Here is a 16,062-nt window from a genome sequence, read left to right on the forward strand (position 1 = left end):
CCCGGTTACATTCCGAACCCGGAAGCTAAGCCTTACAGCGCCGATGGTACTGCAGGGGGGACCCTGTGGGAGAGTAGGACGCCGCCGAACAATCTTTGGAAGGACCCCTGGTCCCAGCGTTCAGCTGGGACCAGGGGTCCTTTTGTTTTTACAATGCTTGCAGTACCGAGACAGGAGTCACCAATGTCCACCAACTCTCCCGACGACCGACCGGAGCGCGACCAGCGGCGACGGGACAGTGGTGACCGCAACGACCGCGGTGACCGGGGCGGATACCGCGGCGGCGATCGTCCCGACCGTGGTGGCTTCCGCCGGGACAACAACCGCGGCGACAACCGTGGCGGTGGCTACGGCCGGCGCGACGACCGTGGAGACCGCGGCGGCTTCCGTCGCGATGACAACCGTGGTGACAACCGCGGCGAGAACCGTGGCGGGGGCTACGGCCGACGTGACGATCGCCGCGATGACCGGCGTGAAGGCGACCGTGGGCCGCGCCCCGCGTTCCGTCGTGACGACCGTCCCGCTGGGCCGCGTCGGGACGACCGCGACCGCGGCTTCCGTCGGGACGGGGACCGTCCTGCCTTCCGCCGTGACGACCGGGACCGGGGAGACCGCGGGGAGCGTCGCGACGACGACCGTGGGCCTCGTCCGGCGTTCCGTCGGGACGACAACCGCGGCGAGAACCGTGGCGGTGGCTACGGCCGACGTGACGACCGACGTGATGACCGTCGGGGCGACGACCGCGGAGACCGGGGCGGCTTCCGCCGGGACGACAACCGCGGTGGTGGCTACGAGCGACGTGACGACCGCCGTGGCGACGACCGTGGCGGATTCCGCCGCGATGACCGGGACCGTGACCGCGACCGCGGATTCCGCAGCGACGACCGCGACCGTGGCTTCCGGCGTGACGACCGTGACCGGGGCGACCGCGGGGACCGGGGTGGCTTCCGTCGCGATGACAACCGCGGCGAGAACCGCGGCGGTGGCTACGACCGGCGTGACGATCGCCGCGATGACCGCCGTGGCGACGACCGTGGGCCGCGCCCCGCGTTCCGTCGGGACGACAACCGAGGCGACAGCCGGGGAGACAACCGCGGCGAGCGCGGTGGCTTCCGGGGCCGGGACGACCGAGGTGGCCGTGGGCCCCGCCGTGACGACCGCGGCGGACGTCCCGGAGGGTTCCGTGGGCGTGACGACCGGCGCGATGACAACCGTGGCGGCGGCTACGGCCGGCGTGACGACCAGCGCGGTGGCGGTCGTTTCCGCGACGAGCGGGACCGGGACCGGGAGCCGATCAAGCGGCTGCCGATCGCCGAGGACGTCACGGGCGACGAGATCGACGGCGACGTACGGCAGGAGCTGCTGAGTCTGCCGAAGACGCTCGCGGAGGATGTCGCGAAGAACCTGGTGATGGTCGCGCGGCTCATCGACGAGGACCCCGAGCGTGCCTACGGCTACTCCAAGGTGGCGCTGCGTCTTGCGTCGCGTGTCGCCGCCGTACGGGAGGCCGCCGGGTTCGCCGCGTACGCCAACCAGAAGTACTCCGAGGCGCTCGCCGAGTTCCGGGCCGCTCGGCGGATGACCGGGGGCGTGGAGCTGTGGCCGCTGATGGCCGACTGTGAGCGTGGGCTCGGGCGGCCGGAGAAGGCGCTGGACATGGCCGGGGCGCCCGAGGTGGGCAAGCTGGACCGGGCCGGGCAGGTCGAGATGCGGCTCGTCGCTGCCGGTGCCCGGCGTGACATGGGGCAGCTGGACGCGGCCATCGTGACGCTGCAGAGCCCCGAGCTGGCCTCCAACTCCGTACAGCCGTGGACCGCGCGGCTGCGGTACGCGTACGCCGATGCGCTGCTCGCTGCCGGGCGTGAGGGTGAGGCGCGGGAGTGGTTCGCGAAGGCCGTGGAGTCCGACAAGGACGGCAGCACGGACGCCTCGGACCGGCTTGCCGAGCTGGACGGTGTCGAGTTCGTCGATGCGTTCGCTGAGGACGACGACGAGGACGAGAACGGCGGCGAGGCCCAGGTCGTCGAGGTCGAGCTTGAGGACGAGTCCGAGAAGGACGACGCCAAGGGCGACGGCAAGGGTGATGACAAGGACTGACGTCCGTGAATGAAAAGGGCGGGGCCTCTCAGGTGGAGGCCCTGCCCTTTTGCATGTCGTGGCTCAGATTCCCAGCGCGCGCAGTACCAGTCCCGATGCCGGCTTCGGGCCGAACGACGTCGACTTGCGGGGCATCGTGATGCCCTGGCGGGCCAGGTCGCGGACGACTTCCTCGCGGACGGGGTGCATCAGGACGGCCGTACCCCCGTCGCGTTCGGCCTTGCGGACCGTGGCGGCGGTGTCGTGGATGTAGGCGATGCGGGTGGGGTCGTCCTCGGGGACGTGCCAGATGTGGTCGAGGAGGGTGGCGTGCAGGACCGTGGCGTCCAGGGTGCGCCAGGCGGCCGGGCGGTCGGCGGGGATCGTACGGGCCAGCAGGCCGGGGTCCGGGTGGTCGACCAGGTGGAAGGCGCCGTCTCCGGCGAGCAGGAAGGCGTTGCCCGCGCAGGCCGCGTCGGCGAGGGTTTCCAGTGCCTCGGCCAGCGGGACGGCCAGGCGGCGTATGCGGAACAGGCCCTCCAGGGGGGCCAGGGCGTCGGCCACCGGGAGGCCGTGCAGGAGGCGGTGGATGGCGCGTACGCGCAGAGGGTAGCGGGCGGTGTCGACGAGGAGGACCAGGCCGTAGTCCCAGGGGCTGGGGGAGGGGTGCTCCGCGCGTAGACGGCGGTACGTCGCCCAGCGGTGGTGGCCGTCGGCGATGAGGGCCTGGTGGCGGGAGAGGTCGGTCTGGATCGCGGCCACGTCGGCGGCGTCGGTGATCGACCAGAGGCGGTGACTGTAGCCGTCCTCGGTCGTGGTGGAGAGAAGGGGCTCCTGTGCGGCCGTACGGTCCACGACTGCCGTGGTGTCCGCCGCCGAGCCGTTGCCGCGGTAGGTGAGGAGCAGCGGCTCCAGGTTCGCGTTGGTCGCGCGCATGAGGGCCGCGCGGTCGGCGATCACATGGGGCATGACGTCCTCGTGCGGCAGGACCACGCCCTCCGACGGGTCCGACAGGCGGAGGGTGCCGATGATGCCGCGCTGGAGCATGCCGTCGTCGCCGCGTTGCTCGTAGACGTAGAAGCCGGGTTCGGGGTCGGCGGCCAGGACGCCTTCCGCGAGCCAGTGGTGCAGGGTGTCGGCCGCTTGTTCGTTGCGGGCGTTCGGGGTGGTCGCCTGGGGCAGGATCAGCCGGACGATGTTGTGCGGGTCCGCGGACTGGAGGTGGACCACGCCGTCGGGGCGTACGACGACGTCGTACGGCGGAGACGTCACAGCCGCGAGGCTGCCGACCCGGTCGGGGTCGTAGCGAAGGCCTCGGAACGGCGTGAGTTCCAGGCCCCGGCGCGCCATTGCTTCCGAGTGACCTGCGGTGTTCATCCCGGCATCGTACGTGTGTCAGTGGCGTGAGGGATGATCGGGGGAAAGCCGTCGAGCGAGGAGCGATGTGTAATGAGCCAGAGCGTCAGGACGAGGCCCGAGGGCAGTGGGCAGGCCCTGAGCGAGGCGTACGACACCGCGCTGCTCGACCTCGACGGAGTGGTGTACGCGGGTGGGAACGCGATCGTGCACGCCGTCGAGTCGCTGGCCACGGCTCGGGCGGGCGGGATGCATCTCGCGTACGTCACCAACAACGCGCTGCGGACGCCGGACACCGTCGCCGGGCATCTGACCGAGCTGGGGATACCGACGGAGGCCGGTGACGTCATCACCTCGGCGCAGGCGGTCGCGCGGCTCATCAGTGAGCAGGTGCCCGCGGGTTCGCGGGTGCTCGTGATCGGTGGGGAGGGGCTGCGGGTCGCGTTGCGGGAGCGGGGTCTTGAGCCCGTCGAGTCCGCCGACGACGATCCGGCGGCCGTCGTGCAGGGGTTCGGGGGGCCCGATCTGCCCTGGGGGCGGTTCGCCGAGGCTTCGTACGCCGTCGCGCGCGGGGTGCCGTGGTTCGCGTCCAACACCGATCTCACCATTCCGAGCGGGCGGGGGATCGCGCCGGGGAACGGGGCGGCCGTCGAGGTGGTGCGGATCGCCACGGGAGCCGAACCGCAGGTCGCGGGCAAGCCGTTGCCTCCCATGCACCGCGAGACCATTCTGCGGACCGGGGCCGAGCGGCCGCTGGTCGTCGGGGACCGGCTGGACACCGACATCGAGGGCGCGTTCAACGGGGAGGTCGACTCGCTGCTCGTGCTGACCGGCGTGACCGACGGTGTCCAGTTGCTGGCCGCGCCGCCGCAGCACCGGCCCACCTATGTCGACGCCGATCTGCGCGGCATGCTCACCGGGCAGCCGGAGGTCACCGAGGTGGACGGCGGCTTCCGGTGCGGGGGTTGGACGGCGACCGCGGGTGCCGAGCGGCTGGAACTGGACGGTGAGGGGGCGGCCCTGGACGGTCTGCGGGCGCTGTGCGCGGCGGCATGGACGGCGGCCGGCTCGGGAGCGTGCGAGCTGGACGGAGGGAAGGCGCTCGCTCGGCTGGGCCTGTGACGCCTCTCGGAGGGGGTGCCTGTGAACCCGTACAGCGGGAGCGTGGCCGAATCCGAGGGTAGGCTAACCTAACTGCGTGTTGGTCGACAGTCCTCCCGAACAGCGCGCGGAGACCGCCCCCGCGCCCCCGACCCGCCGGGCGATACGCGCCCTCGGGTTGCTCGTGTCCGTCGTGATCCTGGTGCTCGTGGCCTTGGCCAGCATCGCGATCGGGGCGAAAGAGCTGTCGATGGGGCAGGTGTGGCACGGGCTGTTCGAGGACTCGGGGACGTACGGCGATGTCGTCGTCGGCGAGCGGTTGTGGCGGACCCTGCTGGGGCTGCTGGCCGGTGCCGCGCTCGGCCTGTCGGGGGCCGTGCTGCAGGCGCTCACCCGTAATCCGCTGGCCGACCCCGGGCTGCTCGGTATCAACGCCGGTGCCTCCGCAGCCGTCGTCACCGCCATGACGTTCTTCGGGGTCACCAGCCTGAGCGGCTATGTCTGGTTCGCCTTCCTGGGGGCGGCCGCGGTCGGGGCGCTCGTGTGGTTCCTCGGCGGGAGCCGCGGGGCGACGCCCGTGCGGCTCGCGCTCGCCGGTACCGCGATCAGTGCCGCGCTGTACGGCTATCTCCAGGCCGTGATGATCAGCGACCAGGCGGCGCTCGGCAAGATGCGCTTCTGGACCGTGGGTTCGCTGTCCTCGGCGAGCGAGTCGACCATCACGCAGGTGCTGCCGTTCCTCGTGGCGGGCACCCTGCTCGCCCTCGCGCTCGCCCGGCCGCTGAACGCCATGGAGATGGGCGACGACACCGCGAAGGCCCTCGGCGCCGACCTCAACCGCACCCGGGCCCTGTCGATGCTCGCCGCCACCGTGCTGTGCGGGGCCGCGACCGCCGCCTGCGGACCGATCGTGTTCGTCGGCCTGATGGTGCCGCACGTCGTGCGCTCCTTCACCGGGCCCGACCTGCGCTGGATCATGCCGTACGCGACCGTCCTGTCGCCCGTGCTGCTGCTCGGCGCCGATGTCATCGGCCGGGTCGTCGCCCGGCCCTCGGAGGTCCAGGTCGGCATCGTCACCGCGATCATCGGCGGCCCGGTCTTCATCTTTCTCGTACGACGGCGGAGGACGGCACAGCTGTGAAGACCAACCGTGCCATCAGGACGCCGGGCGGACTCTCGGTCCGGCTCGACGTCCGCGCCCTCACCGTCGTACTCCTGCTGCTGGCCGCAGCACTCGCCGCGAGTGTGGTGCTGATCGGTACCGGCGACTTCCCGATCCCCGCCGGGGATGTGCTCAAGACGCTGCTCGGGGACGGGAACGCGGGGCAGGAGTTCATCGTCAACGAGCTGCGGCTGCCGCGGGTGCTCGTCGGGCTGCTGGTCGGGGCCTCCCTGGGCCTCGGTGGGGCGCTGTTCCAGGCCGTGTCCCGGAATCCGCTGGGCAGTCCGGACATTCTCGGGCTCGGGCAGGGGGCCACGGCCGGGGCGCTCGTGGTGATCGTGGTGTTCTCCGGGAACGCGGCCGAGGTCACCGCCGGGGCGCTGGTGGGCGGTCTGGTGACCGGGGCGGCCATCTATCTGCTCGCCTGGAAGCAGGGTGTGCACGGGTACCGGCTGGTGCTGGTCGGCGTCGGGGTGTCCGCGATCGTCACGGCGGTCAACGGCTATCTGCTGACCAAGTCGACCATCACCGAGGCCTCCCAGGCCGTGGTCTGGATGACCGGCTCGCTCAGCGGCCGTGACTGGGACCAGGTCTGGCCGCTGCTGTGGCTGTGCGTGGTCCTGGTGCCCTATGTCCTCGGCAGTGCGCGGGCGCTGCGGATGATGGAGATGGGCGATGACGTGTCGAACGCCCTCGGGGTGCGGGTCGAGCGGACGCGGGGGCTGCTGCTGGTGGCCGCCGTCCTGCTCACCGCGACCGCCACCGCCGCCGCCGGCCCGGTCAGCTTCGTGGCGCTCACCGCGCCGCAGCTCGCCCGCCGCCTGACCCGCTCGCCCGGACCGAACCTGCTGCCGTCGCTGTGCATGGGCGCCGCCCTGCTGGTCACCGCCGACTGGGTCTCGCAGCAGGTCTTCGGCGCCGACCAGATGCCGGTGGGCGTGGTGACCGGTGTCCTCGGTGGCGTCTATCTGCTGTGGCTGCTGGTCACCGAGCGGAAGGCCGGCCGGATATGAGCAGGCCGGATATGAGCGGGCCGGACATGAGCGCCGCCACCGAACCGGACCAGCGCGGTTCAGAGAACCAGAACACCCGAAGGAGCCCCGTGAACCGCCTCTCCGCCGAGAACGTAACCCTCGCCTACGACCAGCGCGTCATCGCCGAGCAGCTGTCGGTGGAGATCCCCGACAAGTCCTTCACGGTGATCGTCGGCCCGAACGCGTGCGGCAAGTCGACGCTGCTGCGGGCGCTGTCACGGATGCTGAAGCCGAGCCAGGGGCGGGTGCTGCTCGACGGGGCGGTCATCCAGTCGATGCCCGCCAAGAAGGTCGCGCGGACGCTGGGCCTGTTGCCGCAGTCCTCCATCGCACCCGACGGGATCACCGTCGCCGACCTGGTCGGCCGAGGCCGCTACCCGCATCAGGGCATCCTGCGCCAGTGGTCGACCGAGGACGAGCGGGTCGTGCAGGAGTCGATGGCGCAGACGGGCGTCGCCGAGCTGGCCGACCGGTACGTCGACGAGCTCTCCGGCGGTCAGCGGCAGCGCGTGTGGATCGCGATGGCGCTCGCCCAGCAGACCCCGCTGCTGCTCCTCGACGAGCCGACCACCTACCTCGACATCCAGCACCAGATCGACGTCCTCGACCTGTGCGCCGAGCTGCACGAGGAGCAGGGGCGCACGCTGGTGGCCGTCCTGCACGACCTCAACCACGCCGCCCGGTACGCGACCCACCTGATCGCGCTCAAGAACGGCTCGGTCATCGCCGAGGGCGCGCCGAACGACATCGTCACGGCCGAGCTGGTCGAGGAGGTCTTCGGGCTGCGCTGCCAGGTCATCGACGACCCGGAGACGGGGACGCCGCTGGTGGTTCCGGCGGCGCGGAAGGCACGCGCGCGGGACGAGGCCAGGGTCGTGGCTGATGAGGCCAGGGTCGTAGCTAAAGAAGCTTCCTGAGCTGGAAAAGGTCCCGCAGCCCGGCCTCCAGCTTCACCCGGCCCGAACCCCAGGCCTTGGCGAAGTTCAGCTCTCCGTTGACCAGGGCCACCAGGTCGTCGCCCTGCATGGTCAGTCTGATCTGGGCCTTCTCCTTGGGAGGGCCCTGGATCGTGTCGTGCACGACGATCCGCCCGTCCGTCATCCTGCCGACGAACGTCACGTCCAGGTCGGTGATCCGGCAGCTCACCGAGCGGTCCAGGGCCGCCGCCGTGGCGACGTCGCCTTCGGCGTGCTGCATGTTGTCCGAGAGCTTTTCGAGTGCGGCGCGGCACTCCTCGATCGTGGCCATCGAGATCGACGGTACACCGGCCCTTCGACGGTACACGGGCCCTTCGGGGTAGCGTCTGGGCATGAGCGACGCAGTACCCCAGAGCCCGGAGGCCTTTGCGGAGGCGGTGGAGCAGGACCCGGCCGCCCCGGCGCCCCTGAACGTCCCCCGCACCCCCACCGGCAACGCCGAGGTCGACGCCCATCTGGACCGGCTCGGCGACGCCGACCACCTCGCCACGGACGGACACGTCGAGGTGTACGAGGATGTACACCGGGGGCTGCGCGACGCGCTCACCGCGCTCGACGCCCGCCCGGGACCTCCGGCGCCCTCACCGTCGTATGACCAGAGGGCGCCTTCACCCTCGTATGGCAATAGGAGCTGAACCGAACGTGGCAGGAGTCGCACGCCGTCGTCTGGACGCGGAGCTGGTACGGCGGAAGCTCGCGCGGTCGCGTGAGCACGCCAGCCAGTTGATCGCCGCGGGGCGGGTCACCGTCGGGAAGACCGTCGCGACCAAGCCGGCCACACAGGTGGAGACCGCGGCGGCGATCGTCGTGCAGGACGACGACGGCGATCCCGACTACGTGTCCCGGGGCGGGCACAAGCTTGCGGGGGCGCTGGCGGCTTTCGTGCCGGAGGGGCTTGTCGTCGAGGGGCGGCGGGCGCTGGACGCCGGGGCTTCGACCGGTGGGTTCACGGATGTGCTGCTGCGGTCGGGGGCCGCGCATGTCGTCGCCGTCGACGTCGGGTACGGACAACTCGCATGGACTCTGCAGAGCGATGAACGCGTCACCGTCAAGGACCGTACGAACGTACGCGAGTTGACGCTTGAGGCGATTGATGGGGAGCCCGTGGATCTTGTCGTGGGGGATCTGTCCTTCATCCCGCTCGGGCTGGTGCTGCCCGCCCTGGCGCGGTGCGTGAAGCCGGACGCCGACCTGGTGATGATGGTCAAGCCGCAGTTCGAGGTGGGGAAGGAACGGCTGGGCAGTGGGGGAGTCGTACGGAGTCCGCAGCTGCGGGCGGAGGCCGTGCGGGGAGTCGCCGAGAAGGCGTGGGAGCTGGGGCTCGGGGTGAAGGGCGTCACGGCCAGTCCGTTGCCCGGGCCCTCGGGCAATGTCGAATACTTTCTGTGGCTGCGTGCCGGGGCGCCCGCCCTGGACCCGGCCGACGTTGACCGTGCAGTGGCGGAGGGGCCTCGTTGACACAGAACCGAGCTCGTACTGTTTTCCTGCTCGCCCACACGGGGCGGCCTGCGGCGATCCGCAGCGCCGAGCTCGTGGTGAAGGGGCTGCTGCGTGAGGGCATCGGCGTGCGGGTGCTGGAGTACGAGGCCGCGGACTTGCCGCTTCCGGAGGAAGTGGAGCTCGTCAAGGAGGCGACTCCGCAGTGCCTCGACGGGTGCGAGCTGCTGATCGTGCTGGGCGGGGACGGAACCTTGCTGCGCGGCGCCGAGTTCGCTCGGGCCTCCGGGGTGCCCATGCTGGGCGTCAACCTCGGGCGGGTCGGGTTCCTCGCCGAGGCCGAGCGGGATGATCTCGACAAGGTCGTCGACCGGGTGGTGACGAAGGCGTACGAGGTCGAGGAGCGGATGACCGTTGATGTGGTGGTCCACAGCAACGGGGACATCGTGCACACCGACTGGGCGCTGAACGAGGCGGCCGTGCAGAAGGCCGGCGCCGAGAAGCTGCTCGAGGTCGTCCTTGAGATCGACGGGCGGCCGGTGACCGGGTTCGGGTGCGACGGGATCGTGCTGTCGACTCCTACGGGGTCCACCGCGTACGCGTTCTCCGCCGGCGGGCCTGTGGTGTGGCCTGAGGTCGAGGCGTTGTTGATGGTGCCGATCAGTGCGCATGCGTTGTTCGCGAAGCCGTTGGTGACGTCGCCGGATTCTGTGCTTGCCGTGGAGGTTCTGCCTCACATTCCGCCGGGTGTGCTGTGGTGCGACGGGCGGCGGACTGTTGAGCTGCCGGCGGGGGCGCGGGTCGAGGTGCGGCGGGGGGCTGTGCCGGTGCGGCTCGCTCGGCTGCATCATGCGTCCTTCACGGACCGGCTTGTGGCGAAGTTCGCGTTGCCTGTCTCCGGGTGGCGGGGGGCGCCTCACTAGCCGGTCCCGCGCCCCTCAACAAACCTCCACTCGCCCGAGTGACAGGGGGCCTCGCATCTCGTCCGCTCGACCTCGTAAGGTCTTCACCGTGCTGGAAGAGATGCGGATACGGTCGCTCGGAGTCATCGACGACGCCGTCGTCGAGTTGTCGCCCGGGTTCACCGCTGTCACGGGTGAGACGGGTGCGGGCAAGACCATGGTGGTCACCAGCCTGGGGCTGTTGCTCGGTGGGCGGGCGGACCCGGCGCTCGTGCGGATCGGGGCCGAGAAGGCGGTCGTCGAGGGGCGCATCAGTGTGCCTGCCGGCGCGTCCGTCGTCGTGCGTGCCGAGGAGGCCGGTGCCGAGCTCGACGACGGGGCTCTGCTCATCAGTCGTACCGTTTCCGCCGAAGGGCGGTCGCGGGCGCATGTGGGTGGGCGGAGTGTGCCGGTCGGAGTGCTGGCCGAGCTTGCCGACGAGCTGGTGGCCGTCCACGGGCAGACCGATCAGCAGGGGCTGCTGAAGCTGTCCCGGCAGCGGCAGGCGCTCGACCGGTATGCCGGGGACGCCGTCGCCGTGCCGCTCGCCAAGTACACCGAGGCCTATCGGCGGCTGCGGGCTGTCTCCGTGGAGCTCGACGAGATCACCACGCGCGCGCGTGAGCGGGCTCAGGAAGCCGACATGCTGCGGTACGGGCTCGACGAGATCGCCGGGGTCGAGCCGCGGGCCGGGGAGGATGTCGAGCTGGCCGAGGAGGCCGAGCGGCTCGGGCATGCCGAGGCGCTGTCCTCGGCTGCTACGGCCGCACACGCGGCCCTCGCCGGGAACCCCGAGGATCCCGAGGGCATCGACGCCGCCACGCTCGTCGCGGGCGCTCAGCGGGCCCTGGACGCCGTACGGTCGCACGACCCGGCGCTGGCCGCGCTTGCCGAACGGCTCGGGGAGATCGGGATCCTGCTGGGCGACGTCGCGGGGGAGCTGGCGGGATACGCCGACGATCTCGACGCGGATCCCTTGCGGCTGGCGGCTGTCGAGGAGCGCAGGGCGGCTCTGACGGGGCTCACGCGGAAGTACGGCGAGGACATCGCCGCCGTTCTCGCGTGGGCCGAGCAGGGGGCCGCGCGGCTCACCGAGCTCGACGGCGACGACGAGCGGATCGGCGAGCTGACCGCCGAGCGGGATGCGCTGCGGGTCGAACTGGGCGGGCTGGCGCAGGCGTTGACCGATGCGCGGGCGGAGGCCGCCTCGCGGTTCGCCGCCGCGGTGACCGCCGAGCTGGCCTCGCTCGCGATGCCGCACGCGCGGGTGTCCTTCGACATTCGGCAGACCGAGGACGCGGACGGTGTCGAGGTCGGGGGGCGGGCCGTCGCGTACGGGCCGTCGGGTGCGGACGAGGTCGAGCTGCTGCTCGCCCCGCATCCCGGTGCGCCGCCGCGGCCCATCGCCAAGGGTGCGTCGGGTGGTGAGCTCTCGCGCGTGATGCTGGCCGTCGAGGTCGTGTTCGCCGGGACCGACCCTGTGCCGACCTATCTCTTCGACGAGGTCGACGCCGGTGTCGGTGGCAAGGCGGCTGTCGAGATCGGACGGCGGCTCGCGAAGCTGGCGAAGTCCGCGCAGGTCGTGGTCGTCACGCATCTGCCGCAGGTCGCGGCCTTCGCCGACCGGCAGCTGCTCGTCGAGAAGACCAACGACGGGTCCGTCACGCGGTCCGGAGTGAAGGTGCTCGAAGGCGAGGAGAGGGTACGGGAGTTGTCCCGGATGCTGGCCGGCCAGGAGGACTCGGAGACGGCGCGGGCGCATGCGGAGGAGTTGCTGGAGGCGGCGCGGCTGGACGCGTAGGTCCTTTGAGAGGCGTGCGGGTTCGCGTTGCGGTGGGCGGATCGACGTCGAGGCGTGCGGATCGGCGTGGCGATGGGCGGATTAGGGTGGGCGGATGATCAGCCGTCCCGCCTCCCTCGCCCTGGCCGCCGCCGTCACCCGTACCGCCGTCACCGCCCTCCGGGCCAAGGCCTCTGGCGGGCGTGACCGTTGGGAGCGGAAGAACTACGCCGGGCGCACGGTCGAGTTGTACGCCGGGCCCGCCTCCGCGGCCGTCGTCGCGCTCGCTGCGGCCCGCGTCCACCCGGCCGCCGGGTTCGCCGTGGCCGCCGCCGGCTCATGTGGGGCGTACGACGACGTCGCCGGCGTCGGTGACTCGCGGCGCGGGTTCCGGGCGCATCTCTCGGCCCTGCGTGACGGTGAAGTCACCAGTGGCGCCGTCAAGTTGTTCGGGGTCTCGGCCGCCGGGCTCGTCGCCGGGGCGTTCCTCAAGGAGCGGATCGTCGACAAGGTGCTCGCCGGGGTCGTCATCGCCGGGGCCGCGCACTTCGTCAATCTCGTGGATGTGGCGCCGGGGCGGGCCGCCGGTGCCGTGGTGGCTCTCGGGGTACCGGGGATGGTGCGGAAAGGACCGGCGGGCGAGTTGGCCGCGGCGACCGTGGGGGCCGCCGGCGCCGTACTGCCGGACGACCTCGGTGAGCGCGCGATGCTCGGCGACACGGGGGCGCACGCGCTGGGCGCGGCTCTGGGGGCGGCCGTTGTGGCGGGCAACGGGCGGGCGGGGCTGGTGGCCCACGCTGCCGCTGTCGTGGCCGCGGCGGTGTACGGGGACAGGGTCAGCGAGGTCGCGCGGGCGCTGCCGCCGGGGGTTTCGCGGTGATGCCGCCTGCGTCGGGCGGGTACGCGCGCTTCCGGTGATCGCGCTCGCGGGGCGCGGCTTCGTGCGTTCCGCGGAGGTCTCGATTGCGGGGGGCTTGGCACAGGCCGAGCGGACCTGCTCGCGGGGACGGCCTCGGAACGCTCTCGATCTCCCCGAGTGATCTCGCACACCCCCTGACGTCCCCCTCGCACTGAGCCCCCGCCCACGCCAGGTGACCCCACGCGCTTCAAGTGACTCCACTGGCCCCGAGTGACCCCGTCCGCCCCGAACGCGCCCCATTTCTCACCCGTGTGAGTGACCCGCGCCCTTTCCTTGCCGAGCCCGCACACCCCCGGCGTTCCCGGAACACCCGTACGTACTGGCATCCTTGGCCTTTGACGCAGTACGCGTAGGAAGCGCGCGGTACACCCCTCCGCTCGATACCTTCTGTACGTTTCCTCGTGACCGCCCGACGCCGAACCAGGAGCCCCGGCCACGTGACCCCCGTGAGCAGCCACTCACCGCACGGCCAGTCATCGTTGCGCACCGTCCAGGTGCTCGGCGGCGGCAACGCCCGCAGCAGCGCGCATGTGCGGTCCCTGGCCTCCGGGCTGGTCGCCAGGGGCGTGCGGGTGACCGTGTGCGCTCCTGTCGAGGCCGATCGCACCTATGACTTCAGCGGGGCCGGTGCCGAACATGTGCATGTGCCGCGCAGCAGTGACCCGGGGTCCGTCGCCGCGTTGCGGGCGGCCTGCGCGGACGCCGACCTCGTCCATGCGCACGGGCTGCACGCCTCGTTCCGCGCGGTGCTCGCGCTCAGCGGCCGGCGCACCCCGCTCGTCGTGACGTGGCACGACCGGGCGCAGGCCGAGGGCGCGCGGGCCCATCTCGTACGTCTGTTGGAGCGGCGGGTCGTGAAGGCCGCCTCCGTGGTGCTGGGGGCCAGTTCGGCTCTGGTCGACCGGGCGCGGACCACGGGCGCGAGGGACGCGCGGCTCGCCGCCGTCGCCCTGCCCGGGGCCCGCAAGGCCGTACGGCTGGAGGACCCCGACCGGCTGCGGCCCAAGGTGCGGGCCGAACTCGGCGCCACCGGACGTTCGTTGCTGATGGCGGTCGGCTCGCTCGACCGGCATCGGGGGTACGACGTCCTGCTGGACGCCGCGCGCGCGTGGCGGGGCCTCGACCCCGTGCCGCTCGTCGTGGTCGCGGGGGAGGGGCCGCTGCGGACGGAGTTTCAGCGCAGGATCGAGAACGAGGGGCTGCCGGTACGGCTCATCGGGCGGCGCGACGATGTGAGCGAGCTGCTCGCGGCCGCCGACCTCGCTCTGCTGCCGAGCAGTTGGGAGGCGCGCTCCGTCCTCGCCCAGGAAGCCCTCCACGCGCGCGTGCCGCTCGTCGCGACCGACGTCGGCAGCATGCCCGAACTCGTGGGCGACGCCGCCGAACTCGTGCCCTACGGAGACGCGGAGGCCCTCGCCGACGCCGTCGTACGGCTGCTCGGTGATCCCGAGCGGTGCGAGGAGCTGCGGGAGAAGGGTGTGCGGCAGGCGGCGACCTGGCCGACCGAGGACGAGACCGTCGCCCAAGTGCTCAGCGTCTACGACGAGTTGACCCAGCCCCGGCCGCTCATCTAAGCGGCGTTCAGGCCACGTGCCTGCGCGCCCGCAGGGCGAGGCTCAACGCCAGTACCGTCTGCGGGTCGTCCAGGTCCGTACCCAGCAAGTCGCCGATCCGTGCGAGGCGGTTGTACAGGGTCTGCCGGTTGAGGTGCAGTTCGCGTGCCGTCTCCGCCTTGCGGCCCGCATGCGCCAGATATGTCTCCAGGGTGGGCAGCAGGGGCGGCCTGGAGCGGTGGTCGTGGTCCCGGACCGGGCCGATCGCGCGGTCCACGAAGGCCGCCAGGTCGGGGTGGTCGCGCAGTCGCCACAGCAGCAGGTCGATGTCGAGGCGGCGGGCGTCGTACCAGGGGCGGTCCGACAGGCCCTGGGCCGCGGTCGCCGTCTCCGCCGCGTGCCGCAGCCCCGCCGAGGCCGCCGCCCAGCCGCCCGCGACGCCGACCACGACCACCGGGGGCTGTGCGCCGGGCCGTTGCATCCCGGCCCGCTCCACACCGGCGCGCAGTGCCGCCGCGACCCGGTCCGCGACCGCCGACCGCTCCGACTCCGAACGCAGGCCCAGCAGGACCAGGACGCGGCCTTCGAGTGGTCGTACGCCCAGGAGGACCGGAACCCCCACTGAGGCCAGCTCCTCCGAGACCGCCCGTGCCAGTACCGCCCAGCCGCCGCCCGGGGACAGGGTGTCGCCGAGCCGCATCACCACCGGGAGCAGGGGGCTGCTGCCCGGCTTGAAGCCGAGGACGCGCGCCTGTGCGGGGGCGTCCTCGGCGGTGATACGGCCCTCGGCGAGGTCGGTCAGGAAGTCGCCGCGGCCGCGCGCGGCCAGCTCCTCCTCCTGCCGTGCCTGCATCAGCACCACGGCGAGGATGCCCGCGGCCCGCTCGGCGGCCATCCGGTGCACCGGGACGAGGGGAGCGCGTACGGGGAGCAGGACCAGGCGGGCTCGTACCGACCCCGTGCCCGGGCCGCCCCCGGGCACGTCCACCAGTACCGAACCGGTCGGCGGGGCGTCCTTGTGCTGACCCCGCAGCCCCTCCCACACCTGGAGCGGGTCAGCGCCCTCGGGGCCCGCACCGGCGGCGTACAGCAGCTGGCCGTCGGTCGTCTCCAGGAACACCGGGTTGTCGCTGAAGCCGGCCAGGATGCCCAGCACCTGGGGCACCCCGCCGCCGCCCAACAAGGCCTCGGTGCATCGGCGGTGCACTTCCTCGGCCCGCTGGAGCAGGGCGTAGTGGCCGTTGACGATCTCGGTGTGGATCTCCTCCGTCACCGTCACGAACGGCACCTCGCGGTGCAGTTGGACCAGCGGCAGCCCCGCCGCGCGGGCCGTGTCGACGAGGGCCGCCGGGAGGCGGGTGAAACGCGGGCCGAGTTCGACGACGAGGGCCGCGATGCCCCGCTCGGCCAGGGTGCGGACGAACGCCCGCTGTTCGGCCGGACGGGTGCCGAGTCCGTAGCCCGTGGTCAGCAGGAGCTCGCCGCCCTTGAGGAGGGAGGCGATGTTCGGTACCTCGCCCGCGTGCACCCAGCGCACGGGCCGCTGCAGCCGGTCGGCGCCCGCGAGGATCTCGGGGAGGCCGCTGCGCAGGCCGGGCAGCTCCAGTGCCCGCTGAACCGTGATGCCCGCACCCTGGCTGTCGAATCTGCTGTCCATGAGCCGGACGCTACCCGCGCGCATGCTTCGGGGACATCTCCGGACGATTACGGGGACGATCACCGGGCC

Annotated in this window: 15 protein-coding genes and 1 rRNA gene; 13 read left to right on the forward strand and 3 right to left on the reverse strand. The window is 72.1% G+C overall.

The window, feature by feature from the left end; genetic code table 11:
- The 3 genes from rrf to PH203_RS08860 form a co-directional block, all read left to right on the forward strand.
- A 5S ribosomal RNA gene (gene rrf, locus PH203_RS08850) occupies positions 1-90 on the forward strand; the annotation flags it as partial.
- Between the two features lie 151 nt (positions 91-241).
- Positions 242-1,366: a hypothetical protein gene (locus tag PH203_RS08855; RefSeq protein ID WP_289919413.1), complete on the forward strand. Its 1,125-nt coding sequence runs from the start codon at positions 242-244 to the stop codon at positions 1,364-1,366.
- The gene (locus PH203_RS08860) at positions 1,303-2,097 is read left to right on the forward strand and encodes a tetratricopeptide repeat protein (protein WP_289919414.1); all 795 of its coding nucleotides are present in this window, start codon (positions 1,303-1,305) and stop codon (positions 2,095-2,097) included. The genes PH203_RS08855 and PH203_RS08860 overlap by 64 nt, the downstream gene beginning before the upstream one ends.
- Positions 2,098-2,160: 63 nt before the next feature.
- Here the strand turns inward: PH203_RS08860 and PH203_RS08865 are convergent, their stop codons facing one another.
- Positions 2,161-3,453: a DUF1015 domain-containing protein gene (locus tag PH203_RS08865; RefSeq protein WP_289918320.1), complete on the reverse strand. Its 1,293-nt coding sequence runs from the start codon at positions 3,451-3,453 to the stop codon at positions 2,161-2,163.
- Between the two features lie 72 nt (positions 3,454-3,525).
- On the opposite strand from PH203_RS08865, the gene PH203_RS08870 reads away from it, so the two are divergent.
- The 4 genes from PH203_RS08870 (at position 3,526) to PH203_RS08885 (ending at position 7,646) form a co-directional block, all read left to right on the forward strand.
- Complete coding sequence (locus PH203_RS08870; RefSeq protein ID WP_289918342.1) at positions 3,526-4,554, forward strand: HAD hydrolase-like protein; 1,029 nt, start codon at positions 3,526-3,528, stop codon at positions 4,552-4,554.
- A gap of 76 nt (positions 4,555-4,630) precedes the next feature.
- Complete coding sequence (locus PH203_RS08875) at positions 4,631-5,674, forward strand: iron chelate uptake ABC transporter family permease subunit (protein WP_289918344.1); 1,044 nt, start codon at positions 4,631-4,633, stop codon at positions 5,672-5,674.
- Positions 5,671-6,708: an iron chelate uptake ABC transporter family permease subunit gene (locus PH203_RS08880; protein WP_289918347.1), complete on the forward strand. Its 1,038-nt coding sequence runs from the start codon at positions 5,671-5,673 to the stop codon at positions 6,706-6,708. The genes PH203_RS08875 and PH203_RS08880 overlap by 4 nt, the downstream gene beginning before the upstream one ends.
- A gap of 26 nt (positions 6,709-6,734) precedes the next feature.
- Positions 6,735-7,646: an ABC transporter ATP-binding protein gene (locus tag PH203_RS08885; protein ID WP_289918350.1), complete on the forward strand. Its 912-nt coding sequence runs from the start codon at positions 6,735-6,737 to the stop codon at positions 7,644-7,646.
- Here PH203_RS08885 and PH203_RS08890 read toward each other — a convergent pair.
- Complete coding sequence (locus tag PH203_RS08890; RefSeq protein WP_289918353.1) at positions 7,630-7,977, reverse strand: SCP2 sterol-binding domain-containing protein; 348 nt, start codon at positions 7,975-7,977, stop codon at positions 7,630-7,632. The two genes, PH203_RS08885 and PH203_RS08890, sit on opposite strands and share 17 nt — an antisense overlap.
- Positions 7,978-8,038: 61 nt before the next feature.
- Between PH203_RS08890 and PH203_RS08895 the strand changes: the two genes are divergently transcribed.
- The 6 genes from PH203_RS08895 to PH203_RS08920 all read left to right on the forward strand — a co-directional run bounded on the left by PH203_RS08895 (position 8,039) and on the right by PH203_RS08920 (position 14,357).
- Positions 8,039-8,341 (forward strand): hypothetical protein, encoded by a 303-nt coding sequence (locus tag PH203_RS08895; RefSeq protein WP_289918355.1) that lies wholly within the window; start codon positions 8,039-8,041, stop codon positions 8,339-8,341.
- A 7-nt stretch (positions 8,342-8,348) separates the two neighbouring features.
- Entirely contained in the window at positions 8,349-9,164 is an 816-nt protein-coding gene (locus PH203_RS08900) for a TlyA family RNA methyltransferase (protein WP_289918357.1), read from the forward strand.
- Entirely contained in the window at positions 9,161-10,066 is a 906-nt protein-coding gene (locus tag PH203_RS08905) for an NAD kinase (RefSeq protein ID WP_289918360.1), read from the forward strand. Before PH203_RS08900 ends, PH203_RS08905 begins: the two co-directional genes overlap by 4 nt.
- A gap of 100 nt (positions 10,067-10,166) precedes the next feature.
- Positions 10,167-11,885 carry a DNA repair protein RecN gene (gene recN / locus PH203_RS08910; protein WP_289919417.1) on the forward strand — a complete coding sequence of 573 codons (1,719 nt, stop codon included), beginning with the start codon at positions 10,167-10,169 and terminating at the stop codon, positions 11,883-11,885.
- Positions 11,886-11,979: 94 nt separating this feature from the next.
- Complete coding sequence (locus tag PH203_RS08915) at positions 11,980-12,744, forward strand: hypothetical protein (protein WP_289918362.1); 765 nt, start codon at positions 11,980-11,982, stop codon at positions 12,742-12,744.
- Between the two features lie 476 nt (positions 12,745-13,220).
- A complete protein-coding gene (locus PH203_RS08920) occupies positions 13,221-14,357 on the forward strand; it encodes a glycosyltransferase family 4 protein (RefSeq protein ID WP_289918365.1) in 1,137 nt (378 codons plus the stop codon).
- Positions 14,358-14,364: 7 nt separating this feature from the next.
- Here PH203_RS08920 and PH203_RS08925 read toward each other — a convergent pair whose 3' ends face one another.
- A complete protein-coding gene (locus tag PH203_RS08925) occupies positions 14,365-15,993 on the reverse strand; it encodes a PucR family transcriptional regulator (RefSeq protein ID WP_289918366.1) in 1,629 nt (542 codons plus the stop codon).
- Positions 15,994-16,062 lie beyond the last annotated feature (69 nt).

It is taken from the genome of Streptomyces sp. S.PB5 (assembly GCF_030403745.1).
GTDB lineage: Bacteria > Actinomycetota > Actinomycetes > Streptomycetales > Streptomycetaceae > Streptomyces.